The organism is Arthrobacter sp. YA7-1 (genome assembly GCF_025960325.1).
Classification (GTDB): Bacteria; Actinomycetota; Actinomycetes; order Actinomycetales; family Micrococcaceae; genus Arthrobacter; species Arthrobacter bambusae_A.
This window is the reverse complement of the sequence record NZ_CP110114.1, coordinates 4100027-4117225: the sequence shown is the minus strand read 5'-3', so window position 1 is coordinate 4117225 and position 17199 is coordinate 4100027. Positions and strand designations below refer to the sequence as shown.

The following is a 17199-nucleotide window of genomic DNA, read 5'->3' as shown; positions in this document are numbered from 1 at the left end:
GAGAGAATCATGAACACCCTTCCCGGCTATCTTCGGCAAGCAGGAACGGCCCTCCGCTTCCTGCTCCTGGCCACTGTGGTCCTTGGATTGATCTACCCCCTGGCGATTTTCGGTATCGGCCAGGCCGTTGCGCCCTTCCAAGCCAACGGCTCCATCGTGCGGGACGCATCCGGAAAGCCCGCAGCTTCCGCACTGATTGCGCAAGTCTCCGCCAACGACGCCGGCATCCAGAATCCGTTGTGGTTCCACGCCCGCCCCTCGGCGGCGAAATGGGACCCGGGGGCGTCCACCGCCAGCAACCTGGGACCCAACGATCCCAAACTGCTTGACGCCATCAAAGCCAACCGCGCCGCCGTCGCCGCCGCAGAGGGGGTCAAGGAATCCGACGTCCCAGCCGACGCCGTCACGGCGAGCGGTTCCGGGCTGGACCCGCAGATCTCGGTGGCATATGCCCGCCTGCAGGTGCGCAGGGTGGCCAAGGCACACGGGCTGAGTCCTGAGACGGTCCAGGCCATGGTGGACCGCCGCACGGTCACGGGACTCGAGGCCTTCCTGGGGCAGCCGTCCGTGAACGTCACGGAGTTGAACCTGGACGTCGCCGCAGCGGCCGTCAAATAGAGGAAACCGACAAAGTGTGCGCGGCCGGTCCCGCGGGCACCCCCCGCGTTCAACAAGTGAAAGAATGACCACATGGCACGGGCAACGCTGCGCATTTTCCTCGGGGCAGCCCCGGGGGTGGGGAAGACCTACGCCATGCTTGAAGAAGCCCACCGGCTGCGCGGGCGTGGCGAAGACGTGGTGGTGGCTTTCGCCATGGACCACGGGCGCAGCGACACCCGGGCCTTGATGGACGGGCTGGAAGTCATTCCTCCGCACAGAATCGCGTATCGGGATACCAGCTTTGAAGAGATGGACGTCGACGCGGTCCTGGCACGCAAGCCGCGCACCGCCGTCGTCGATGAATACGCCCACTCGAACATCCCCGGAAGCCGCAACCCCAAGCGTTGGCAGGACGTCGAGGAATTGCTCAACGCCGGAATCAACGTCCTCTCCACCGTCAACGTGCAGCATCTGGCATCCCTCGGTGACGTCGTGAGTGCCATCACCGACGTCCGGCAGGCGGAAACAGTGCCCGACGACGTCGTGCGGCGTGCGGACCAGATCCACCTTGTCGACATCTCACCGGAGCTGCTGCGGCAGCGTTTGGGCGACGGCAAGATCTACTCGGCGGACAAGATCGACGCCGCGTTGTCCAACTACTTCCGGATGGGCAACCTGACGGCTTTGCGGGAACTGGCGCTGCTGTGGCTGGCCGACCGCGTGGATGAAGGGCTCGCGAAGTACCGTTCGGAACAGGGGATCGAGGCGAGCTGGCCCGCCCGCGAACGCATCGTCATCGGGCTCACGGGCGGCCCCGAAGGGGAAGTCCTCGTCCGCCGGGCTGCCCGGATCCTCAAGCGCGTCAACGGCGGCGACTTGCTCGCGGTGCACGTCCGCGCCGCGGATGGCGTGGCGTCGGAATCCCCGCAGGCGTTGGAAGCCCAGCGCTTGTTGGTCCGGGATTTGGGTGGCAGCTACCACACGGTGGCGGGGGAGGATCCGGCCAAGGCTTTGCTTGACTTCGCGCGCAGCGTGAACGCGACGCAGATCGTCGTCGGGATTTCGCGACGCCGGAGCCTCGTCGCCCGGCTGACGGGCCGCGGGATCGGCAACCGGGTGGTGCGGGACTCCGGCGATATTGACGTGCACATGGTTTCGCATCCTTTGGGTGGACGGGGCGTCGACCGTCCGCGGCAGCGCGACCTTGGCCGCACGCGGGTGATCGTCGGGTTCGCCATGGCGGTGGTCCTTCCGGTTCTTTTGCAGCTCCTCCTGGCCGCGAGCCCCACGCACAGCATTGCGACGGCGGTGCTCGTCCAGCTGACGGGCTCGGTTGCCGTGGCGCTGGTCGGTGGGTTGTGGCCCGCCTTGCTCGGTGCCTTGTGGAGCAGCCTGTTGGTGAACTTCTTCTCCATACCGCCCGTGGGGACCCTGACCATCAGCGACCCCGAGAACATCCTTGCCTTACTGGTCTTCGTGGGCGTTTCGGCAGCTGTGGCCGCCGTCGTGGACGTCTCGGCGAGGCGTTCCAAGGAAGCCGCCCGCGCCCGTGCCGAGGCCGCCACCCTGGGTGACCTGACGCGCGGAGCATCGAGCGCGGAGGACACCGTCGAAGGACTTTTGAAGCAGGCGCTGGACGTATTCCAGATGCGCGGCGCGGCGTTGTACCGGGCCGCGGGTTCCGCCGGCGCTGCGAACGCCGGCTGGCGCCTCGTCGCGAAGGCCGGTGAGGCTGCGCCGTTCCCCGGCGACGGCGGCGAAAACACCGAACAAATCGACGCCGGAACCCGGCTGGTCCTCTCCGGCCGCATCCTGCCGGCCAGCGACCGCCGCTTGCTTAGCGCCTTCGGCGCGCATCTTTCGGCGCAACTCGAGCGGCGACAATTGGCGGCGAGCCGGCGTGAGGTCATGCGTTTGGCCGAGAGCAACACCATGCGCACATCCATCCTGCGTGCCGTTTCCCATGATTTGCGGACTCCGCTGGCCGGGATCAAGTTGGCTGTAGGCGGCTTGCGGCAAAGCAACGTCCACTACACACCCGAGGAGGAACAGGAACTGTTGGCAACCATCGAGGAATGCTCGGACAGGCTGGACGTCCTCGTGGGGAACCTCCTGGACATGTCCCGCATTACCTCGGACTCGGTGAATGCCCTCATTCGCCCGGTGCGCTGGTACGAAGTGATCCCCACCGCCCTCCATGGCATGCCGCCGGGCCGGGTGCGGGTGGACCTGCCGGGAAATATGCCGGAGATCGACGCCGACGCCGGCATGCTGGAGCGCGTCATCGCCAACATCGTGGAGAACGCCATCAAGTACGCCCCGGATTCCGATGTTGTGCTGGTGGGAGCCGCGGGTGGCTTCAGTTCGTCCAGCCTGGACGGGAGGCCGTCCGGAGAACTGCGCATCATCGACCACGGCCAAGGAGTCCCCGCCGAAAGCGTAGTCAGGATGTTCCAGCCGTTCCAGCGGCTCAACGACGTCCCTTCCCCTACCGGGGTTGGCTTGGGGCTCGCCGTGGCCAAGGGATTCACGGAAGCGATGGGAGGCACCCTCACCGCGGAAGAGACTCCGGGCGGCGGACTGACCATGGTGATCCGGCTTCCGTTGTCCACGGGGGTCGCCTTCCCGCACGAGGAGGCGCAAGCTCCCATGGAAGCGCAATCGGTTCTCTTGCAACGCCGCCATGTGCCGCCGTCGGGCAGTCCGGATAGCGCCACCAGGGAGGCCCTATGAGCAACGTCCTGGTAGTGGACGACGATCCCCATATCGTCAAGGCGTTGCGGATTACGCTCCAAGCCCACGGCTACACCGTGGCCACCGCGTCCGACGGCGAATCGGCCTTGCGCTCTGCCGCCCAGCACCCGGTGGGCGTCTTGATCCTCGACCTGGGCTTGCCAGACATCGACGGAACCACGGTCATCTCGCGCCTGCGTGAGTGGAGCAGCGTGCCCATCCTGGTCCTCTCCGCGCGTCACGGCTCCGACGACAAGGTGGAAGCCCTTGACGCCGGAGCGGACGACTACATCACCAAGCCGTTCGGGCTCGACGAACTGCTGGCGCGCCTCCGAGCCATACTGCGGCGCACCACGGATCCGGGCGAAGAAGCGCCTGTGCTCGTGACTGAAGCGTTCACGGTGGACCTGGCCATGAGACGCGTAACGCGCGACGGCGAGGACGTCCGGCTGACGCCGACGGAGTGGAGGATCGTGGATCTCTTCGTGCGCAATCCCGAGAAACTGATCACCCAACAGCAGCTCCTCAGCGAGGTCTGGGGCCCGGCCTATGCCAAGGAAGCCAATTACCTGCGCGTGTACATGGCGCAGCTCCGGCGGAAACTCGAACTGGAGCCCGGGAACCCGCGCCACCTGATCACCGAGGTGGGGATCGGGTACCGCTTCATGCCGTGAGGCGGGCTTTCAGGCCGCCTCGGACCCGGCCAACTGCACAGTTTCCCCGGCTTCGACAAGCCGCGCATACGCGCCGCCGGTATCGCGAAGCTGCCCGGGAGTTCCGAACTCCACGATCGCGCCGCCCGAGAGCACTGCGAGCTGATCGGCTTTCTCCACCGTCGAGAGCCTGTGGGCGATGGTCAGGGTAGTCCGGCCAACCGCCAACCGGTCGAGCGCCGCCTGGACATGGGCTTCCGTGGCGTTGTCCAGGGCGGACGTGGCCTCGTCGAGGACGAGCACTTTGGGATTGCGCAGGATGGTTCGGGCAATGGCCAAGCGCTGCTGCTCTCCTCCGGAGAACCGGTGGCCCCGGGCCCCGACCATCGTGTCCAGGCCGTCGGGCAAGCTTGCGATCAGATCAGCGATCTGGGCCGAGGCCAGCGCCTTCCACAGGACGGCGTCGTCCGCGCCGGGTGCAGCGAGGAGCAGGTTCTCCCGGATGGTGTCGTGAATCAGGTACGTCTCCTGGGACACCACGCCTACTATTTTCGTCAGCTCCTCCGGGGCGATGTCGCGCACATCCACGCCGTCGATGGTGATCCGCCCGGCGGTGGCGTCATGCAGGCGCGGGAGCAGCGAGCCCAGCGTCGATTTACCGGAGCCTGTGGGGCCCACGATTGCGGTACTGGTGCCGGCCGGGAGCGTGAGGTCGACGTCGAGCAGAACGTCAGTGCCGCCGTCGTACGCGAAACGGACGCCCTCGAAGCGGACCTCGCCGCGCACTGCGGCCGGGTCCAGCGGGACGGGCCGCGCAGGGGGAGTGATTTCCGGAGACAGGTCCAGGTACTCAAAGATGCGGCTGAACAGGGCCATCGCCGTGACCCATTGGACGCCGAGATCCAGCAAGCTCATGACCGGGCGGAAGATGGCACCCTGCAGGGCGGTGAACGCCACGAGCGTGCCGATGGTCATGCCTCCGCTGGTGACGGGCAGCCCGGCGGCGAGGTAGATCAGCGCCGGGATGGCCGAGAAGATGATGCCCATGGTGGACATCCGCCAGCGGCCTGCCAGTTGGGAGCGCATCTCCAGGCCGATCAGCCGTTTGGAGCTTTCCGTGTAGCGGTGTGCGTCGCGCTTGGTGGTACCGAGGGTTTTGGAGAGCCGGACGCCGGAGACCGACAGCCCTTCCTCGACCTGCGTGTTCATGGTGGCCAGTTCGCTCTGCAGCGTGGACGTGATGTTGCGCCGGAGCAGGGCCACCCGGCGGGTGAACCAAACGGCTGGCGGGATCACTATCAGGGACAGGAGCGAGAGCCCGGGCGAAATGGCCACCATGGCGATGGCGGTGGCGACGGCCGTCGTCAGGTTGGAGGCAACACCGGTCGCGGTTGAGGTGATGACTTGCTGCAGGCCGGAAATGTCGTTGTTCAACCGCGACTGTACCTCGCCGCTGCGGGTCCGGGTAAAGAATCCCAGTGATTGCTGCTGCAGGTGCGTGAACAAGCGAGTGCGCAGGGTGTGCATGATCTTCTGGCCCATGCCCGTGGTCATCCAGGTCTGCAGCACGCCAATCAGCGCGGTCGCGGCGGCCACGGCGATCAATCCGGCGGCGAGCCACGCGAGAAGCGGCAGATCCTTGCCGGGCAGCGCGACGTCGATGATGTGGCGGACCAGGAACGGCTGCGCCAGGCCGATGATGCTGGAAGCGCTGATGAGAAGTACGACGACGGCGATAGTCGCCTTGTGCGGGGTGAACAGCGCCGCGATCCGCTTGAGGCTCACGGGATGCTGTTGTAGCTGGGTGCGGTCCGCAGGATTGAGGCGGGCGGGGCCGCGGCCGGGACTTCGTGCTCCAGCGCCCGGTCGATGGGGATTTTGGGTGAGGATGTTCTCCGTCATAAGCACCACCTCCAGTGGCGAGCGGGGCGCGGGAGTCGCGCCTACTAATACAGAGGTTACCTCACTATGTGGTTACTGGTCAAATTGTTAGACTGACGGCATGCACTCACAGCCCCCTGATTCGGCCGACCTTGGCGATCTCTTCCATGCCGCTTTCCGGGGGTTGCGCCGGACCTGGGCTGAGCAGCTGTCGCCGTGGGAGCTGACGCCGCACCAATGGCGGGCGCTCATGACACTGATGCGCCCCGCGCCGGGGGATCCGATGCGGTTGAAGGACCTGGCGGAACGGTTGCGCATTGCGCCACGTTCGGCCACGGAAGTGGTGGACCAGCTCGAGGTCAAAGGCCTCGTGCGTCGCGATCCGGACCCCACAGACCGGCGGGCCACCCTTGTCGCCGCCACGGCGGACGGGCAGCAGCTCTTCGCGAAGATCAGCGCCGAACGGCGTGGCAAGTCCTCCGAGTACTTTGCCCGGCTCAGCGCAGAAGATCGCGCCGAACTGGCCCGGATTCTGGGGCAGCTCCGGGATTGAGGCCAACGCCGGCTGCCTGCCAAGTTGCCGCAGAGTAGGTAGAGTCGAAGCCATGACTCGCCGGAAGGTTCCAGTTGCCCTCGTCGCGCTCCCTTTCGCGTTGTGCCTGATGGCACTTGCGCCCGCGGAGACCGCAGGGGCCGAATCCTGCAGTTCGCAGGGCCTCTTAGGTGTGGTTGGCATGTGTTCTCCCAATAGCTCCCAGTCTCCACGGCCGTCGGTCAAACCCACACCGTCCGCCACGGCCAGCCCACCGGTACAACCGCAACCCCAACCGGATCCCGGCGTCGTAGTTCCTCCCGGTGGCGCGTCACCGCCCTCGCTCGCGGTGACCGCGCAGCCGAGCCCCACGCAGGTTGCGCCACCCGCTACAACGGTGGCAACAGTCCCGCCCCCGACCGTTTCCAACCCGGGCCCCTCGGTGCAAACTTCAACCTCGGCGGCGGTCGCGTCCCGGATTGACCCCGGCACCCCGGCCCAGGGCGACCATCCCATCGCTCCAAGCGTCTCGGTCGCTGGAATCCTGTTGGCCTTCGGCGGAACCCTGATTGCCGCGGGCGGAGTGGTTGGCCTCAGAAGATATCCACGGCTCTAACCCGGTCCCCCGAACCATCGGGAAACAGGTAATGGCCGACCCTGCCTCATTCCGAGGTGCGTTCCTAGGATGGAAAGCAAGTCGACAAGCTTTCACTGGAAGAGGGACAAACCATGGCTACTGGACAAGGACGGGTCGCCGTCATCACCGGAGCGTCGTCAGGAATCGGCGCCGCCACGGCGCGGGCCCTGGCCGCCGATGGGTACCGGGTCGCGCTGCTCGCACGGAGGGCCGATCGGATCCGGGCGTTGGCTGAAGAGCTCGGGGATGGTGCTATCGCCATTGAGGCGGATGTCACCGATCGCGGCTCACTAGTGGCCGCTGCGGAGCGGGTCAAGGCCGAGTTCGGCGGGACCGACGTCTTGGTGAACAACGCGGGGATCATGCTGCTCGGTCCGTTCTCTTCGGATCAGCAGGAGGACTACCGCCAGATGATCGAGGTGAACCTCATCGGGGCTATCACCGCGACGGAGGTCTTTTTGGACCAGCTCCGCGACGGCGGCGGGGACCTGGTGAACATCTCTTCCGTCGCGGGCAGGACGGCCCGGCCCGGCAACGGCGTCTATGCCGCGACGAAGTGGGGCATCAACGGCTGGTCGGAATCGCTGCGGCAGGAACTTCAACCGGGGATCCGCGTCACGGTCATCGAACCCGGAGCGGTTGCCACCGAGCTGCCGAGCCACATCACGCATGAGCAGACCAGGGCGGGCGCCGAGGCGATGTACAGCCAAGTGACCGTCACGGCCGAGGACATCGCCGAAGTGATCGCGTTCGCCGTCAGCCGCCCCTCGCGCCTGACCATCAACGAGATCCTGCTCCGTCCCGCCGGCCAGGCCTGAAACACATAGCCGTGTGTCGCCGTCGTCGAAACTAAGGTATGGAATGGACAACAGGACCGAGGTGCAGGACTTCCTGACATCGCGTCGCGCCCGGGTCACCCCGGAACAGGCCGGGATTCCCGTCTACGGGCGTAACCGGCGCGTCAAGGGCCTTCGTCGCGAGGAAGTTGCGATGTTGGCAGGCGTGAGCGTGGATTACTACGTGCGCATGGAGCGTGGCAATCTCTCCGGCGTCTCGGAGAGTATTCTCGACGCGGTTGCGCGCACGCTCCAGCTAAGCGAGGTTGAGCACGCCCATCTCTACGATCTCGCCAACACAGCCAACAGCAACGGGGCCCGCCGCGCGCGCCCGGCGACTCTCCACGTGCGCCCGGCTGTGCAGCGCATACTCGATTCGATCGGCGCACCGGCGTGGGTCAGGAACGGCAAAGCCGATTTCCTTGCCGGCAACCGCCTGGGACGGGCGCTCTATGCGCCGATATTCGTCGATCCCAGACGGCCGGGAAACACCGCCCGGTTCCTCTTCCTGGATCCCCGCGCCGCGGACTTCTATCCCGACTGGCCGGAAATGGCCCGCGGCATGGTCGCAACGCTTCGCACCGAGGCAGGCAAACACCCCTACGACAAAGGCCTTACCGACCTCGTCGGTGAGCTCGCGACCCACAGTGGACCCTTCCGGCAGCTCTGGGCCTCACACGAGGTCCTCGTCCACCGCAACGGCACCAAGCGCCTTCGGCATCCCGTTGTCGGTGATCTGGAGCTCACCTATGAGGCCATGCAGCTGACCACGGATGAAGGCCTGACCTTGCTCATCTATGCCGCCGATCCAGGCTCCCGGTCCGAGGAGGGGCTCCGGCTGCTCAACAGCTGGGCACCCGAGGAGGCCGCTGAAGCCGGACCTTCCGCACCCCTGAACGAATCACTAACGAGGAGAACCCCATGACCGAACAATCCCGTGCCCAGCAACTCGTCGGAGACATCTCACCAAAACTGGCCTCACTTACCGACGACGTCCTCTTCGCTGACGTCTGGGAACGGCCCGAGTTGGCCAAACGGGACCGGAGCCTGATTACCGTTGCCTGTCTCGTGGCAAGCGGCAGCACCGAGCAGCTTTTTGGACACTTGCGGCTTGCGAAGGCCAACGGACTCAGCGAAACCGAATTGAGCGAGGCTATTACGCACCTGGCGTTCTACGCGGGCTGGCCGAAGGCGATGTCCGCCATGGCGGTCGCCAAGCAAGTATTTGCCGAGTAGCCAGGTCCGCGTTTGGGGGCGATTGGCGTTGGTGGCCGGTTCGCTGCCCGGAGTCAGGCCTGCGGTGTTTGGCCTTGGAGTGAGGCGATCTGTGCACGCGCGGCTGCGGTCGCGACGAGCGCGGTGAGCTGTTCGACCAAGACGAGCTGCTTGTCGCGGTTCAAGGCGCCCGTGTTTGTGAGGACCTGCACGCGCACGTAGTTGATAGCTCAGCGGTCATTGGTTGCGCCATCCTTGCACGTCGCTGTCACCGTGTCTTTCTTTGCGCAATCATTTGCGGATCGTCCGGCTTGACGTCCTTGGAAGTGCGGTTCTTCGGCCGGTGCGGCGGGATCGGTTCGGACGCGAAGCGTCGTGGTCCGCTCCACATTGAGGGCGGGGCGTCGATCGCGTAGGCCAGCGCGTACGCGACCTTTTCGTAGTTGACGCGCCAGCCCCTGAAGTGGGGCCAGGCTTGTTCGGCGGTGACCTCTACCGGGTAGTCGACGGTCTGCAGGAGCTCCACGGCCGCTTGAAAGTCTTCGAATTTAACGTCGAGTTCGGAATCGGGATCGGGGTCTTCCTCGACCGGGATACGAATGGCCCGCGCCACTTGGTTCAGGCAGGTGAACCCCATTCGAAGGACCAGCCGTGCCCGGGTGCTCGGGGCAGATCCCGGACTGAGGGAAAGCTGCAACGCGGCCGCGTCCATGACGCTGAGGAGGGAGTTGAGCCAATTCGATTGCGGCGACGGCGAACGGAACCATACCAAGGTGAGGTACGTGCTGTGTGATTCGGCGACGTCCGCGGCCCATCGCTCCCATCTTTGGTAAAGCTCGCTGAGTTCGCTGGTGCTGGTTTGTGCGGCCATGCCGAACCGCGTGCGCACTAGAAGCTCCGGTCCCCATGACGGTGAGCCTGCCCTCGATACCAGGAGCGTTACCTCCGCTTCACGCCTGTTGAAGGCCGAATAGAGCGTCGGCAGATAACCGATCTGCAATGCGATGACGATCAATCCGGTGTAAGCGGCTATGTAGACCAACACCGTGTTGCCGACATTGGATGGGGCAGCGTAGCCGAGGGTGAACATTGCGGAGCCGGCTTCGCTTGAGGCTTGCCAGAAGTCGCCGTCGACGAAGGGAAGGAGCAGCAGACTGAACGACAGATCGAACAGGATCACCCAAACCAGCAGGCGGACGAAGAGCGCCATCGGAGACTGCCAGGCAAGGATCCGATCACGCGCTTCGTATGAAGTGACGGGTTTCGTGATGACAAAGAAGATTTTCGCGGTGACCAAATGGGTCACCCGTGAAAGGTTGCTGTGCAGCGGCCGCGGCACAATCAGCGTTCCGATCACACTCATCCAGTTCAGGAGCAACCCAAGCAGCCCGACTGAAAAACACGCCCACACGATTACTGTCAATGCGCTCTTTCGACATTGTTAGACACCAATACAGCTATTGACCACCGGTGGGGACAAAGCTGGTGAGGCTCGTATCATTCATTCCACCATCGGACCTTGTCAAGGGTGGTGGGTTCCGCGGCTACCCCCTCCGCTCAACCGCCGCAAGAATGGCCTCGCCGAGTTCAAGCGGCTTGGTGAACTGGGGCCAGTGCCCGGTGGGCAGATCCATGAATTCGACGTCGTTGATGCGCGCGAGCTCAGCGACGAAGGGGTGGCCGGATTCGATCCATTCGCCGAGCAGGCTGGAGGGGAACTCGCACGCGATGATGGTGGCCGGGACGTCGTAGCGGCGCACATCGTGCAAGCGCTGTTTATCGCTCGTCACGTTCTTTGGCTCCGGGATGGCGCGTGCGCGGAAGGCCGCCCGCAGCTCCTCGTTGAGGTCCACGAGATCCTCATTTTCGAAAAGCTCCCATGGTGGCAAGGGCACGGCATCGCCTTCGACCGGCAGTTCGTCGTTGATGACACCGCCCTCGCCCAGCGGGCCGCTATCTACGTAGACCGCCCGGACCACGCGGTCCGGGCGGGCGTCGACGGCGCCGTGGATGATGGCACCTCCGCCGGAGTGGCCGACCAGTACTACCGGATTGCCAACGGCGTCGACCGCCGCCACTACTGCTTCGATGTGATCCCTGAGGCCGATCCCTGACCTCGGGGCGTCAACAGCTTCCAGCCCAGGCAGCGTGAGCGGGTGGATCGTATGCCCTGCAGCAACGAGCGGCGGGGTGACCTCCGACCATGAAGAAGCGTCCAACCAGAATCCGGGAACCATGATGATATCCATGCCGGTACCCTACGACGGGCCACCGACAGAATGAACCCTTGAGTTGGTCCCGCACGCCGGAACGCCAACAGCTCACACTGCCGCGGTCCGTCCCGTTCGAAGGAGGGGCGCGAAGAACGCGGCGAGTTCCGCCGTCGCGGTCAAGGGCAACACGTTCGCCACGTACTGGTCCGGCCGCACCACCACCACGACGCCGCCGCGGTGGAGGCCGCGCAGCTCGAAGATGTCGGCCGAAGGATCGGTGCCGTAGACGTTCTCGAGGTAGGTGAGCTTGAACGGTCCGACCTGCGGCTTGAACGCTTCCGGCACCGCTCCGATGTCGACGCTCGTGTGCTCCTGCTGGTAGATCACCTTCACGTCGAACCACGCGTCCCGGTCAGCGCCCGACGGCGTTGCGGCCAAAGGCGAGTCCGGCGAGTTCGCGATCCACTCGGCAAAGTCGACGACCGGCGACGTTCCCCCTTGTGCCGTTCCGGCAGCTTCGCTTGCGTCCGCGAAGACATAGATGCGCCACCGTCCATCCGCCTTGGCCTGGTGGCCGAGCTGGAGCGGGTTGGTATCGCAGATCCGCACCACGGGAGCGGACTTGAAACGCTTCCCGATGGTGAATCCCGTGGCCAGGTCTTGATGCGTAGGCTCGGCGATGAGCGGTGAGGGAGCGTAGTGGGTCATGAAGCCGGCAGGGAACTCCGCGGTGCTCACGTAGAAGTTCTCCAGCTCGGTGGGATCCTCGAATTCTTCGGGCTTCTTCGCCATGAGCGTGGACCACTCTTTGTCGAAGTCGATGAGGTTCTTGGCAATGACCTGGCGTTCGGCGGAGTACGTGGACAGCAAGCTCTCTGGGCTGCGGCCTTCGAGTACGTGTCCGAGCTTCCAGGCAAGGTTGAAGCCGTCCTGCATGGAGACGTTCATGCCTTGGCCGGCTTTGGCGCTGTGGGTGTGGCATGCGTCGCCGGCAATGAACACACGCGGAGTGCGGGTGCCGCGCTCGTTCGGCAGGACGTCGTCGAACCTGTCCGTGAGGCGGTGGCCCACTTCGTAGACGCTGTGCCACGCGACGTTGCGGACATCGAGCGTGTAGGGATGGAGGATTTCGTTGGCCTTGGCGATGATCTCGTCGATGGTGGTGTTGCGCACGGAGCGGTTGTCGTTCCGGTTCACTTCGCCGAGGTCGACGTACATGCGGAAGAGGTGGCCGCCTTCGCGTGGGATCAAAAGGATGCTGCCGCCAGTGCCGGACTGGATGGCGCATTTCGTGCGGATGTCGGGGAAGTCCGTGACGGCAAGGACGTCCATGACGCCCCAGGCGTGGTTGGCCTGGTCGCCGGCCAGGGTGCAGCCGATCGACTCCCGCACTTTGCTCCGCGCGCCATCGGCCCCTAGGACGTACTTGGCCCGGACAACGCGCTCCTGGCCTTCGTTGGGTCCTGCTGTGTGGAGGAGGGTGACGGTGACGGGGTAGTCGCCTTCGCCGGTGACCTCAAGACCGCGGAACTCGTATCCGTAATCGGGGGACATGCGGGCAGGGGAGTTCGCCATGAATTCGGCGAAGTAGTCCAGCACGCGCGCCTGGTTGACGATCAGGTGCGGGAATTCGCTGATGTCTCCTGTGGGATCGTCCAGGGCGCGGGCGGTCCGGATGATGCGGGAGGGATCCGAGGGGTCCGGCTTCCAGAATGCCATCTCGGTGATCCGGTACGCCTCGGCAATAATCCGTTCGGCGAATCCGAAGGCCTGGAACGTTTCCACGCTCCGTGCCTGGATACCGTCGGCCTGGCCGATCGCGAGCCTTCCGGGGCGGCGCTCCACGATCCGGGTTGTGACTCCCGGGAACTGGGACAACTGCGCGGCGGCGAGCATGCCTGCGGGGCCGCTGCCCACAATGAGCACGTCGACCTCGTCGGGAAGGTCGGCCGGCCGATTGAGCCCGACGCCGGCAGCCGCCTGGACTCGCGGGTCACCGGACACGTAACCGTGGTGGTGGAACTGCATGGGAATCCTCACTTCGTCGTGTGGTTGTTCAATTATAGAACTGTAAATTCTCTATCTGAACCCAGAATTGGATACAAACTGTACGGCAGGCGTGGGTGGGGGACAAGGCCTTTGCGGCGGGATGCAGGGGGTTGACGTTCCGAAACTCCCAGGCCATAGTTATCGTATACGATTTCGTACTCGATGAGGAGTAAATCTTGGAACAGGTCACCGACCACATCCTGGCCGCGGCCCGCAAGGTCATCGCGGTGCATATCAACTACCCCAGCCGGGCGGCCCAGCGCGGCCGCACGCCGGAGCAGCCGTCGTACTTCCTGAAGCCATCGACTTCCCTTGCGCTCAGTGGCTCTGCGGTAGAGCGTCCGGCTGGCTGCGAACTCCTCGGCTACGAGGGCGAGATCGCGCTGGTCATCGGCAAGCCTGCCCGCCGCGTAAGCATGGAGGACGCGTGGAGCCACGTAGAGTGGGTGACCGCCAGCAACGACCTCGGCGTCTATGACCTCCGCTACGCCGACAAGGGCTCCAACCTCCGGTCAAAGGGCGGGGACGGCTTCACCCCGGTAGGTCCCGCGCTCATCCCGGCCGCCGACGTCGACCCCTCCGGGTTGCGGATCCGCACTTGGCACAACGGTGAACTTGTCCAGGACGACACCACCGAAGACCTTTTGTTTCCCTTCGTGCGCCTCGTTGCCGATCTCTCCCAGCTCCTGACGCTCGAAACCGGCGATATCATCCTGACCGGTACCCCGGCCGGCGCCTCGGTCGCCAAGCCGGGCGACGTCGTCGAGGTTGAAGTCACCGCCGGTGATTTCAGTAGCGGCCGCCTCACCACCACAGTCACGGAGGGTACGACGGCGTTCGCGGACTTCGGTGCCTGGCCCAAGACCGATGACACCCAGCGGGAGGAGGCATACGGTTCCCGCGAAGCCGCGGGCCTCGCCCCCGTCGTGCCTGCCGCCGTCGTCCCCGTCCTCACGCCGGAGCTGAAGAAGAAACTCGAGTCCGTCGCGACCGCCACCCTGTCCAGCCAATTGCGCAAGCGCGGGCTGAACAATGTGAGTATCGACGGGTTGCAGGCCACGCGCCCGGACCGCCGGGTCGTGGGGCTCGCCCGGACGCTGCGTTATGTCCCCAACCGCGAGGACCTCTTCACAACCCACGGAGGCGGTTTCAACGCGCAGAAGCGCGCCATCGATTCCGTCAACGAAGGCGAGATCCTGGTCATGGAGGCCCGCGGCGAAAAGGGCACAGGGACCGTGGGGGACATCCTCGCGATGCGTGCCCAGATGCGCGGTGCCGCGGCGATCATCACCGACGGCGGGGTGCGCGACTATTCCGCGGTGGCAGGACTGGACATGCCCACCTATTTCGCTAACCCGCACCCGGCCGTGCTGGGCCGGAGGCACATCCCGTGGGACACGGACATCACCATCGCCTGCGGAGGGGCCACGGTCCAGCCCGGGGACATCATCGTGGCCGACTCGGACGGGATCCTGGTGATCCCGCCGGCCATCGCGGGGGAACTCGTGGAGGAGTGCATCGAGCAGGAGAAGGAAGAGGCCTTCATCTTCGAGATGGTCAAGCAGGGCAACAGCGTGGACGGTTTGTATCCGATGAACGCCCGGTGGCGTGCCCGCTACCAGGAGTGGGAAGGAGCCCAAGGTGACTGAAACCGCCGTCGGGAGCAAGTCCGAGCAGGCCTATGCGGCCGTCAAGGCGCGGATCGTGGAGGGCACCTACACGCCGGGTTACCGGCTGGTGCTGGCGAAGATCGCCGAGGACCTGGGCGTGAGCGTGGTCCCGGTCCGGGAGGCGATCCGCCGCCTGGAGGCCGAAGGGCTCGTGAAGTTCGAGCGCAACGTCGGCGCCACGGTCTCCGGGATCGATCCGACCGAGTACCTCTACACGATGCAGACCCTGAGCATCATCGAGGGGGCCGCGACGGCGTTGTCCGCACCGCTGATCGATTCCGTGGCGATCGCGCGGGCCCGTGCGGTGAACGAGGAGATGCGTGACTGCCTGGAGCATTTCGATCCGGTCCGCTTCACGGCGTTGAACCAGGATTTCCACAGCGTGCTCTTTGAACACTGTCCCAATCCGCACATCCTGGACCTCGTGCACCGGGGCTGGAACCGGCTCGCGTCGATCCGCGCCTCGACATTCCGCTTCGTCCCCGGCCGTGCGCAGGAATCCGTCAAGGAGCACGAGGCACTGCTCCAGCTCATTGAAAGCAACGCCGACGCCGACACCATCGAACAAGCCGCCCGCCGCCACCGCAGCGCCACCTTGGATGCCTACCTCGCACAAGCAAAAAGCATCTGACAATCCTTCAAGGCAGAAAAGGAAGAGAAACAATGACGTTCACTGCACCAGAAACCACCACCCACTACGTCCCGAAGGACCTTCCCACCCACATCCAGCACTTCATCAACGGCCGGTTCGTTGACTCGGTGTCCGGGAAGACCTTCGACGTCCTGGACCCGGTATCCAACTCCAACTACGCCACCGCCGCGGCCGGGCAGAAGGAAGACATCGACCTTGCCGTGGCCGCCGCCCGCGAAGCGTTCGTGAGCGGTCCGTGGCCGAAGATGAAGCCACGCGAGCGTGCCCGCGTGCTGAACAAGATCGCCGACGCCGTTGAAGCCCAGGAGGAGCGCCTCGCCGAACTGGAGACCTTCGACACCGGCCTGCCGATCACCCAGGCCAAGGGCCAGGCGTTGCGCGCGGCCGAGAACTTCCGGTTCTTCGCGGACCTGATCGTGGCCCAGTTCGACGACGCCATGAAGGTCCCGGGCTCCCAGATCAATTACGTCAACCGCAAGCCGATCGGCGTCGCGGGCCTGATCACGCCGTGGAACACCCCGTTCATGCTCGAGTCCTGGAAGCTCGCCCCGGCCTTGGCCACCGGCAACACCGTGGTCCTGAAACCGGCCGAGTTCACCCCGCTCTCGGCCTCGCTCTGGGCGCAGATCTTCAAGGACGCCGGACTGCCCGACGGCGTGTTCAACCTGGTCAACGGCCTCGGCGAGGAAGCCGGCGACGCCCTCGTGAAGCACCCGGACGTGCCGCTGATCTCCTTCACCGGGGAGACCACTACGGGCCAGACGATCTTCCGCAACGCCGCAGCCAACCTCAAGGGCCTGTCCATGGAACTCGGCGGCAAGTCTCCGTGCGTCGTGTTTGCCGACGCCGATCTGGATGTCGCGATCGATTCGGCCCTGTTCGGGGTCTTCTCCCTCAACGGGGAACGCTGCACCGCCGGCTCGCGCATCCTCGTCGAACGCGCCATCTACGACGAGTTCTGCGAAAAGTACGCGGCCCGCGCGAAGAACATCGTCGTCGGGGACCCGCACGACCCCAAGACCCAGGTCGGCGCCCTTGTCCACCCCGAGCACTACGAAAAGGTCGCCTCGTATGTGGAGATCGGCAAGTCCGAAGGCCGGCTGTTGGCCGGCGGCGGGCGCCCGGCTCACCTCCCGGAAGGCAACTACATCGCGCCCACCGTGTTCGCCGACGTCGCACCCGACGCCCGGATCTTCCAGGAGGAGATCTTCGGACCCGTCGTCGCGATCACCCCCTTCGAGAGCGACGACGAAGCCCTCGCCCTCGCGAACAACACCAAATACGGCCTGGCGGCCTACATCTGGACCCAGAACCTGACCCGCGCGCACAACTTCGCCCAGAACGTCGAGGCCGGCATGGTGTGGCTCAACAGCCACAACGTCCGGGACCTGCGCACCCCGTTCGGCGGCGTGAAGGCCTCGGGCCTGGGCCACGAAGGCGGCTACCGCTCGATCGATTTCTACACCGACCAGCAAGCCGTCCACATCACCCTCGGCACCGTGCACACCCCCAAGTTCGGCGCCTAACC

16 protein-coding genes are annotated in these 17199 nt (G+C 65.3%); 11 read left to right on the top strand and 5 right to left on the bottom strand.

Translation table 11 applies throughout. From position 1 onward, the window contains the following. Positions 1-9: 9 nt before the first annotated feature. From kdpC to OIT41_RS19255, 3 genes are all read left to right on the top strand, one after another. Positions 10-618 (top strand): K(+)-transporting ATPase subunit C, encoded by a 609-nt coding sequence (gene kdpC / locus OIT41_RS19265; RefSeq protein ID WP_264637102.1) that lies wholly within the window; start codon positions 10-12, stop codon positions 616-618. Positions 619-690: 72 nt separating this feature from the next. Then, positions 691-3333 (top strand): ATP-binding protein, encoded by a 2643-nt coding sequence (locus OIT41_RS19260; protein WP_264637101.1) that lies wholly within the window; start codon positions 691-693, stop codon positions 3331-3333. Continuing rightward, positions 3330-4007, top strand: a complete 678-nt coding sequence (locus OIT41_RS19255) for a response regulator (RefSeq protein ID WP_241709769.1) — start codon at positions 3330-3332, stop codon at positions 4005-4007. Before OIT41_RS19260 ends, OIT41_RS19255 begins: the two co-directional genes overlap by 4 nt. A gap of 9 nt (positions 4008-4016) precedes the next feature. Here OIT41_RS19255 and OIT41_RS19250 read toward each other — a convergent pair whose 3' ends face one another. Then, positions 4017-5888, bottom strand: coding sequence for an ABC transporter ATP-binding protein (locus OIT41_RS19250; RefSeq protein ID WP_241709768.1), 1872 nt, complete (start codon positions 5886-5888; stop codon positions 4017-4019). A 100-nt stretch (positions 5889-5988) separates the two neighbouring features. On the opposite strand from OIT41_RS19250, the gene OIT41_RS19245 reads away from it, so the two are divergent. From OIT41_RS19245 to OIT41_RS19225, 5 genes are all read left to right on the top strand, one after another. Beyond that, positions 5989-6420, top strand: coding sequence for a MarR family winged helix-turn-helix transcriptional regulator (locus OIT41_RS19245; RefSeq protein ID WP_241709767.1), 432 nt, complete (start codon positions 5989-5991; stop codon positions 6418-6420). A gap of 52 nt (positions 6421-6472) precedes the next feature. Beyond that, entirely contained in the window at positions 6473-7015 is a 543-nt protein-coding gene (locus OIT41_RS19240; RefSeq protein WP_264637100.1) for a hypothetical protein, read from the top strand. Positions 7016-7128: 113 nt separating this feature from the next. Continuing rightward, positions 7129-7854 carry an SDR family oxidoreductase gene (locus OIT41_RS19235; RefSeq protein ID WP_264637099.1) on the top strand — a complete coding sequence of 242 codons (726 nt, stop codon included), beginning with the start codon at positions 7129-7131 and terminating at the stop codon, positions 7852-7854. A 43-nt stretch (positions 7855-7897) separates the two neighbouring features. Next, a complete protein-coding gene (locus OIT41_RS19230) occupies positions 7898-8797 on the top strand; it encodes a helix-turn-helix transcriptional regulator (protein WP_264637098.1) in 900 nt (299 codons plus the stop codon). Further along, on the top strand, positions 8794-9108 hold the full coding sequence (locus OIT41_RS19225) for a carboxymuconolactone decarboxylase family protein (protein ID WP_078107180.1): 315 nt from the start codon (positions 8794-8796) through the stop codon (positions 9106-9108). The genes OIT41_RS19230 and OIT41_RS19225 overlap by 4 nt, the downstream gene beginning before the upstream one ends. A 53-nt stretch (positions 9109-9161) precedes the next feature. Here the strand turns inward: OIT41_RS19225 and OIT41_RS19220 are convergent, their stop codons facing one another. The 4 genes from OIT41_RS19220 to OIT41_RS19205 all read right to left on the bottom strand — a co-directional run bounded on the left by OIT41_RS19220 (position 9162) and on the right by OIT41_RS19205 (position 13328). Further along, a complete protein-coding gene (locus tag OIT41_RS19220) occupies positions 9162-9299 on the bottom strand; it encodes a hypothetical protein (RefSeq protein ID WP_264637097.1) in 138 nt (45 codons plus the stop codon). A 56-nt stretch (positions 9300-9355) separates the two neighbouring features. Continuing rightward, positions 9356-10450, bottom strand: coding sequence for a hypothetical protein (locus tag OIT41_RS19215; RefSeq protein WP_264637096.1), 1095 nt, complete (start codon positions 10448-10450; stop codon positions 9356-9358). 181 nt (positions 10451-10631) lie between these two features. Continuing rightward, positions 10632-11336, bottom strand: a complete 705-nt coding sequence (locus OIT41_RS19210; RefSeq protein ID WP_264637095.1) for an alpha/beta fold hydrolase — start codon at positions 11334-11336, stop codon at positions 10632-10634. Positions 11337-11408: 72 nt separating this feature from the next. After that, positions 11409-13328 carry an FAD-binding monooxygenase gene (locus OIT41_RS19205; RefSeq protein ID WP_264637094.1) on the bottom strand — a complete coding sequence of 640 codons (1920 nt, stop codon included), beginning with the start codon at positions 13326-13328 and terminating at the stop codon, positions 11409-11411. 197 nt (positions 13329-13525) lie between these two features. On the opposite strand from OIT41_RS19205, the gene OIT41_RS19200 reads away from it, so the two are divergent. The 3 genes from OIT41_RS19200 to hpaE are packed head-to-tail and all read left to right on the top strand — an operon-like array spanning position 13526 to position 17197. Continuing rightward, the gene (locus tag OIT41_RS19200) at positions 13526-14998 is read left to right on the top strand and encodes a fumarylacetoacetate hydrolase family protein (RefSeq protein WP_264637093.1); all 1473 of its coding nucleotides are present in this window, start codon (positions 13526-13528) and stop codon (positions 14996-14998) included. Then, positions 14991-15650: a GntR family transcriptional regulator gene (locus OIT41_RS19195; protein WP_078107194.1), complete on the top strand. Its 660-nt coding sequence runs from the start codon at positions 14991-14993 to the stop codon at positions 15648-15650. Before OIT41_RS19200 ends, OIT41_RS19195 begins: the two co-directional genes overlap by 8 nt. Before the next feature lie 32 nt (positions 15651-15682). Continuing rightward, positions 15683-17197: a 5-carboxymethyl-2-hydroxymuconate semialdehyde dehydrogenase gene (gene hpaE, locus OIT41_RS19190; RefSeq protein WP_264637092.1), complete on the top strand. Its 1515-nt coding sequence runs from the start codon at positions 15683-15685 to the stop codon at positions 17195-17197. Positions 17198-17199 lie beyond the last annotated feature (2 nt).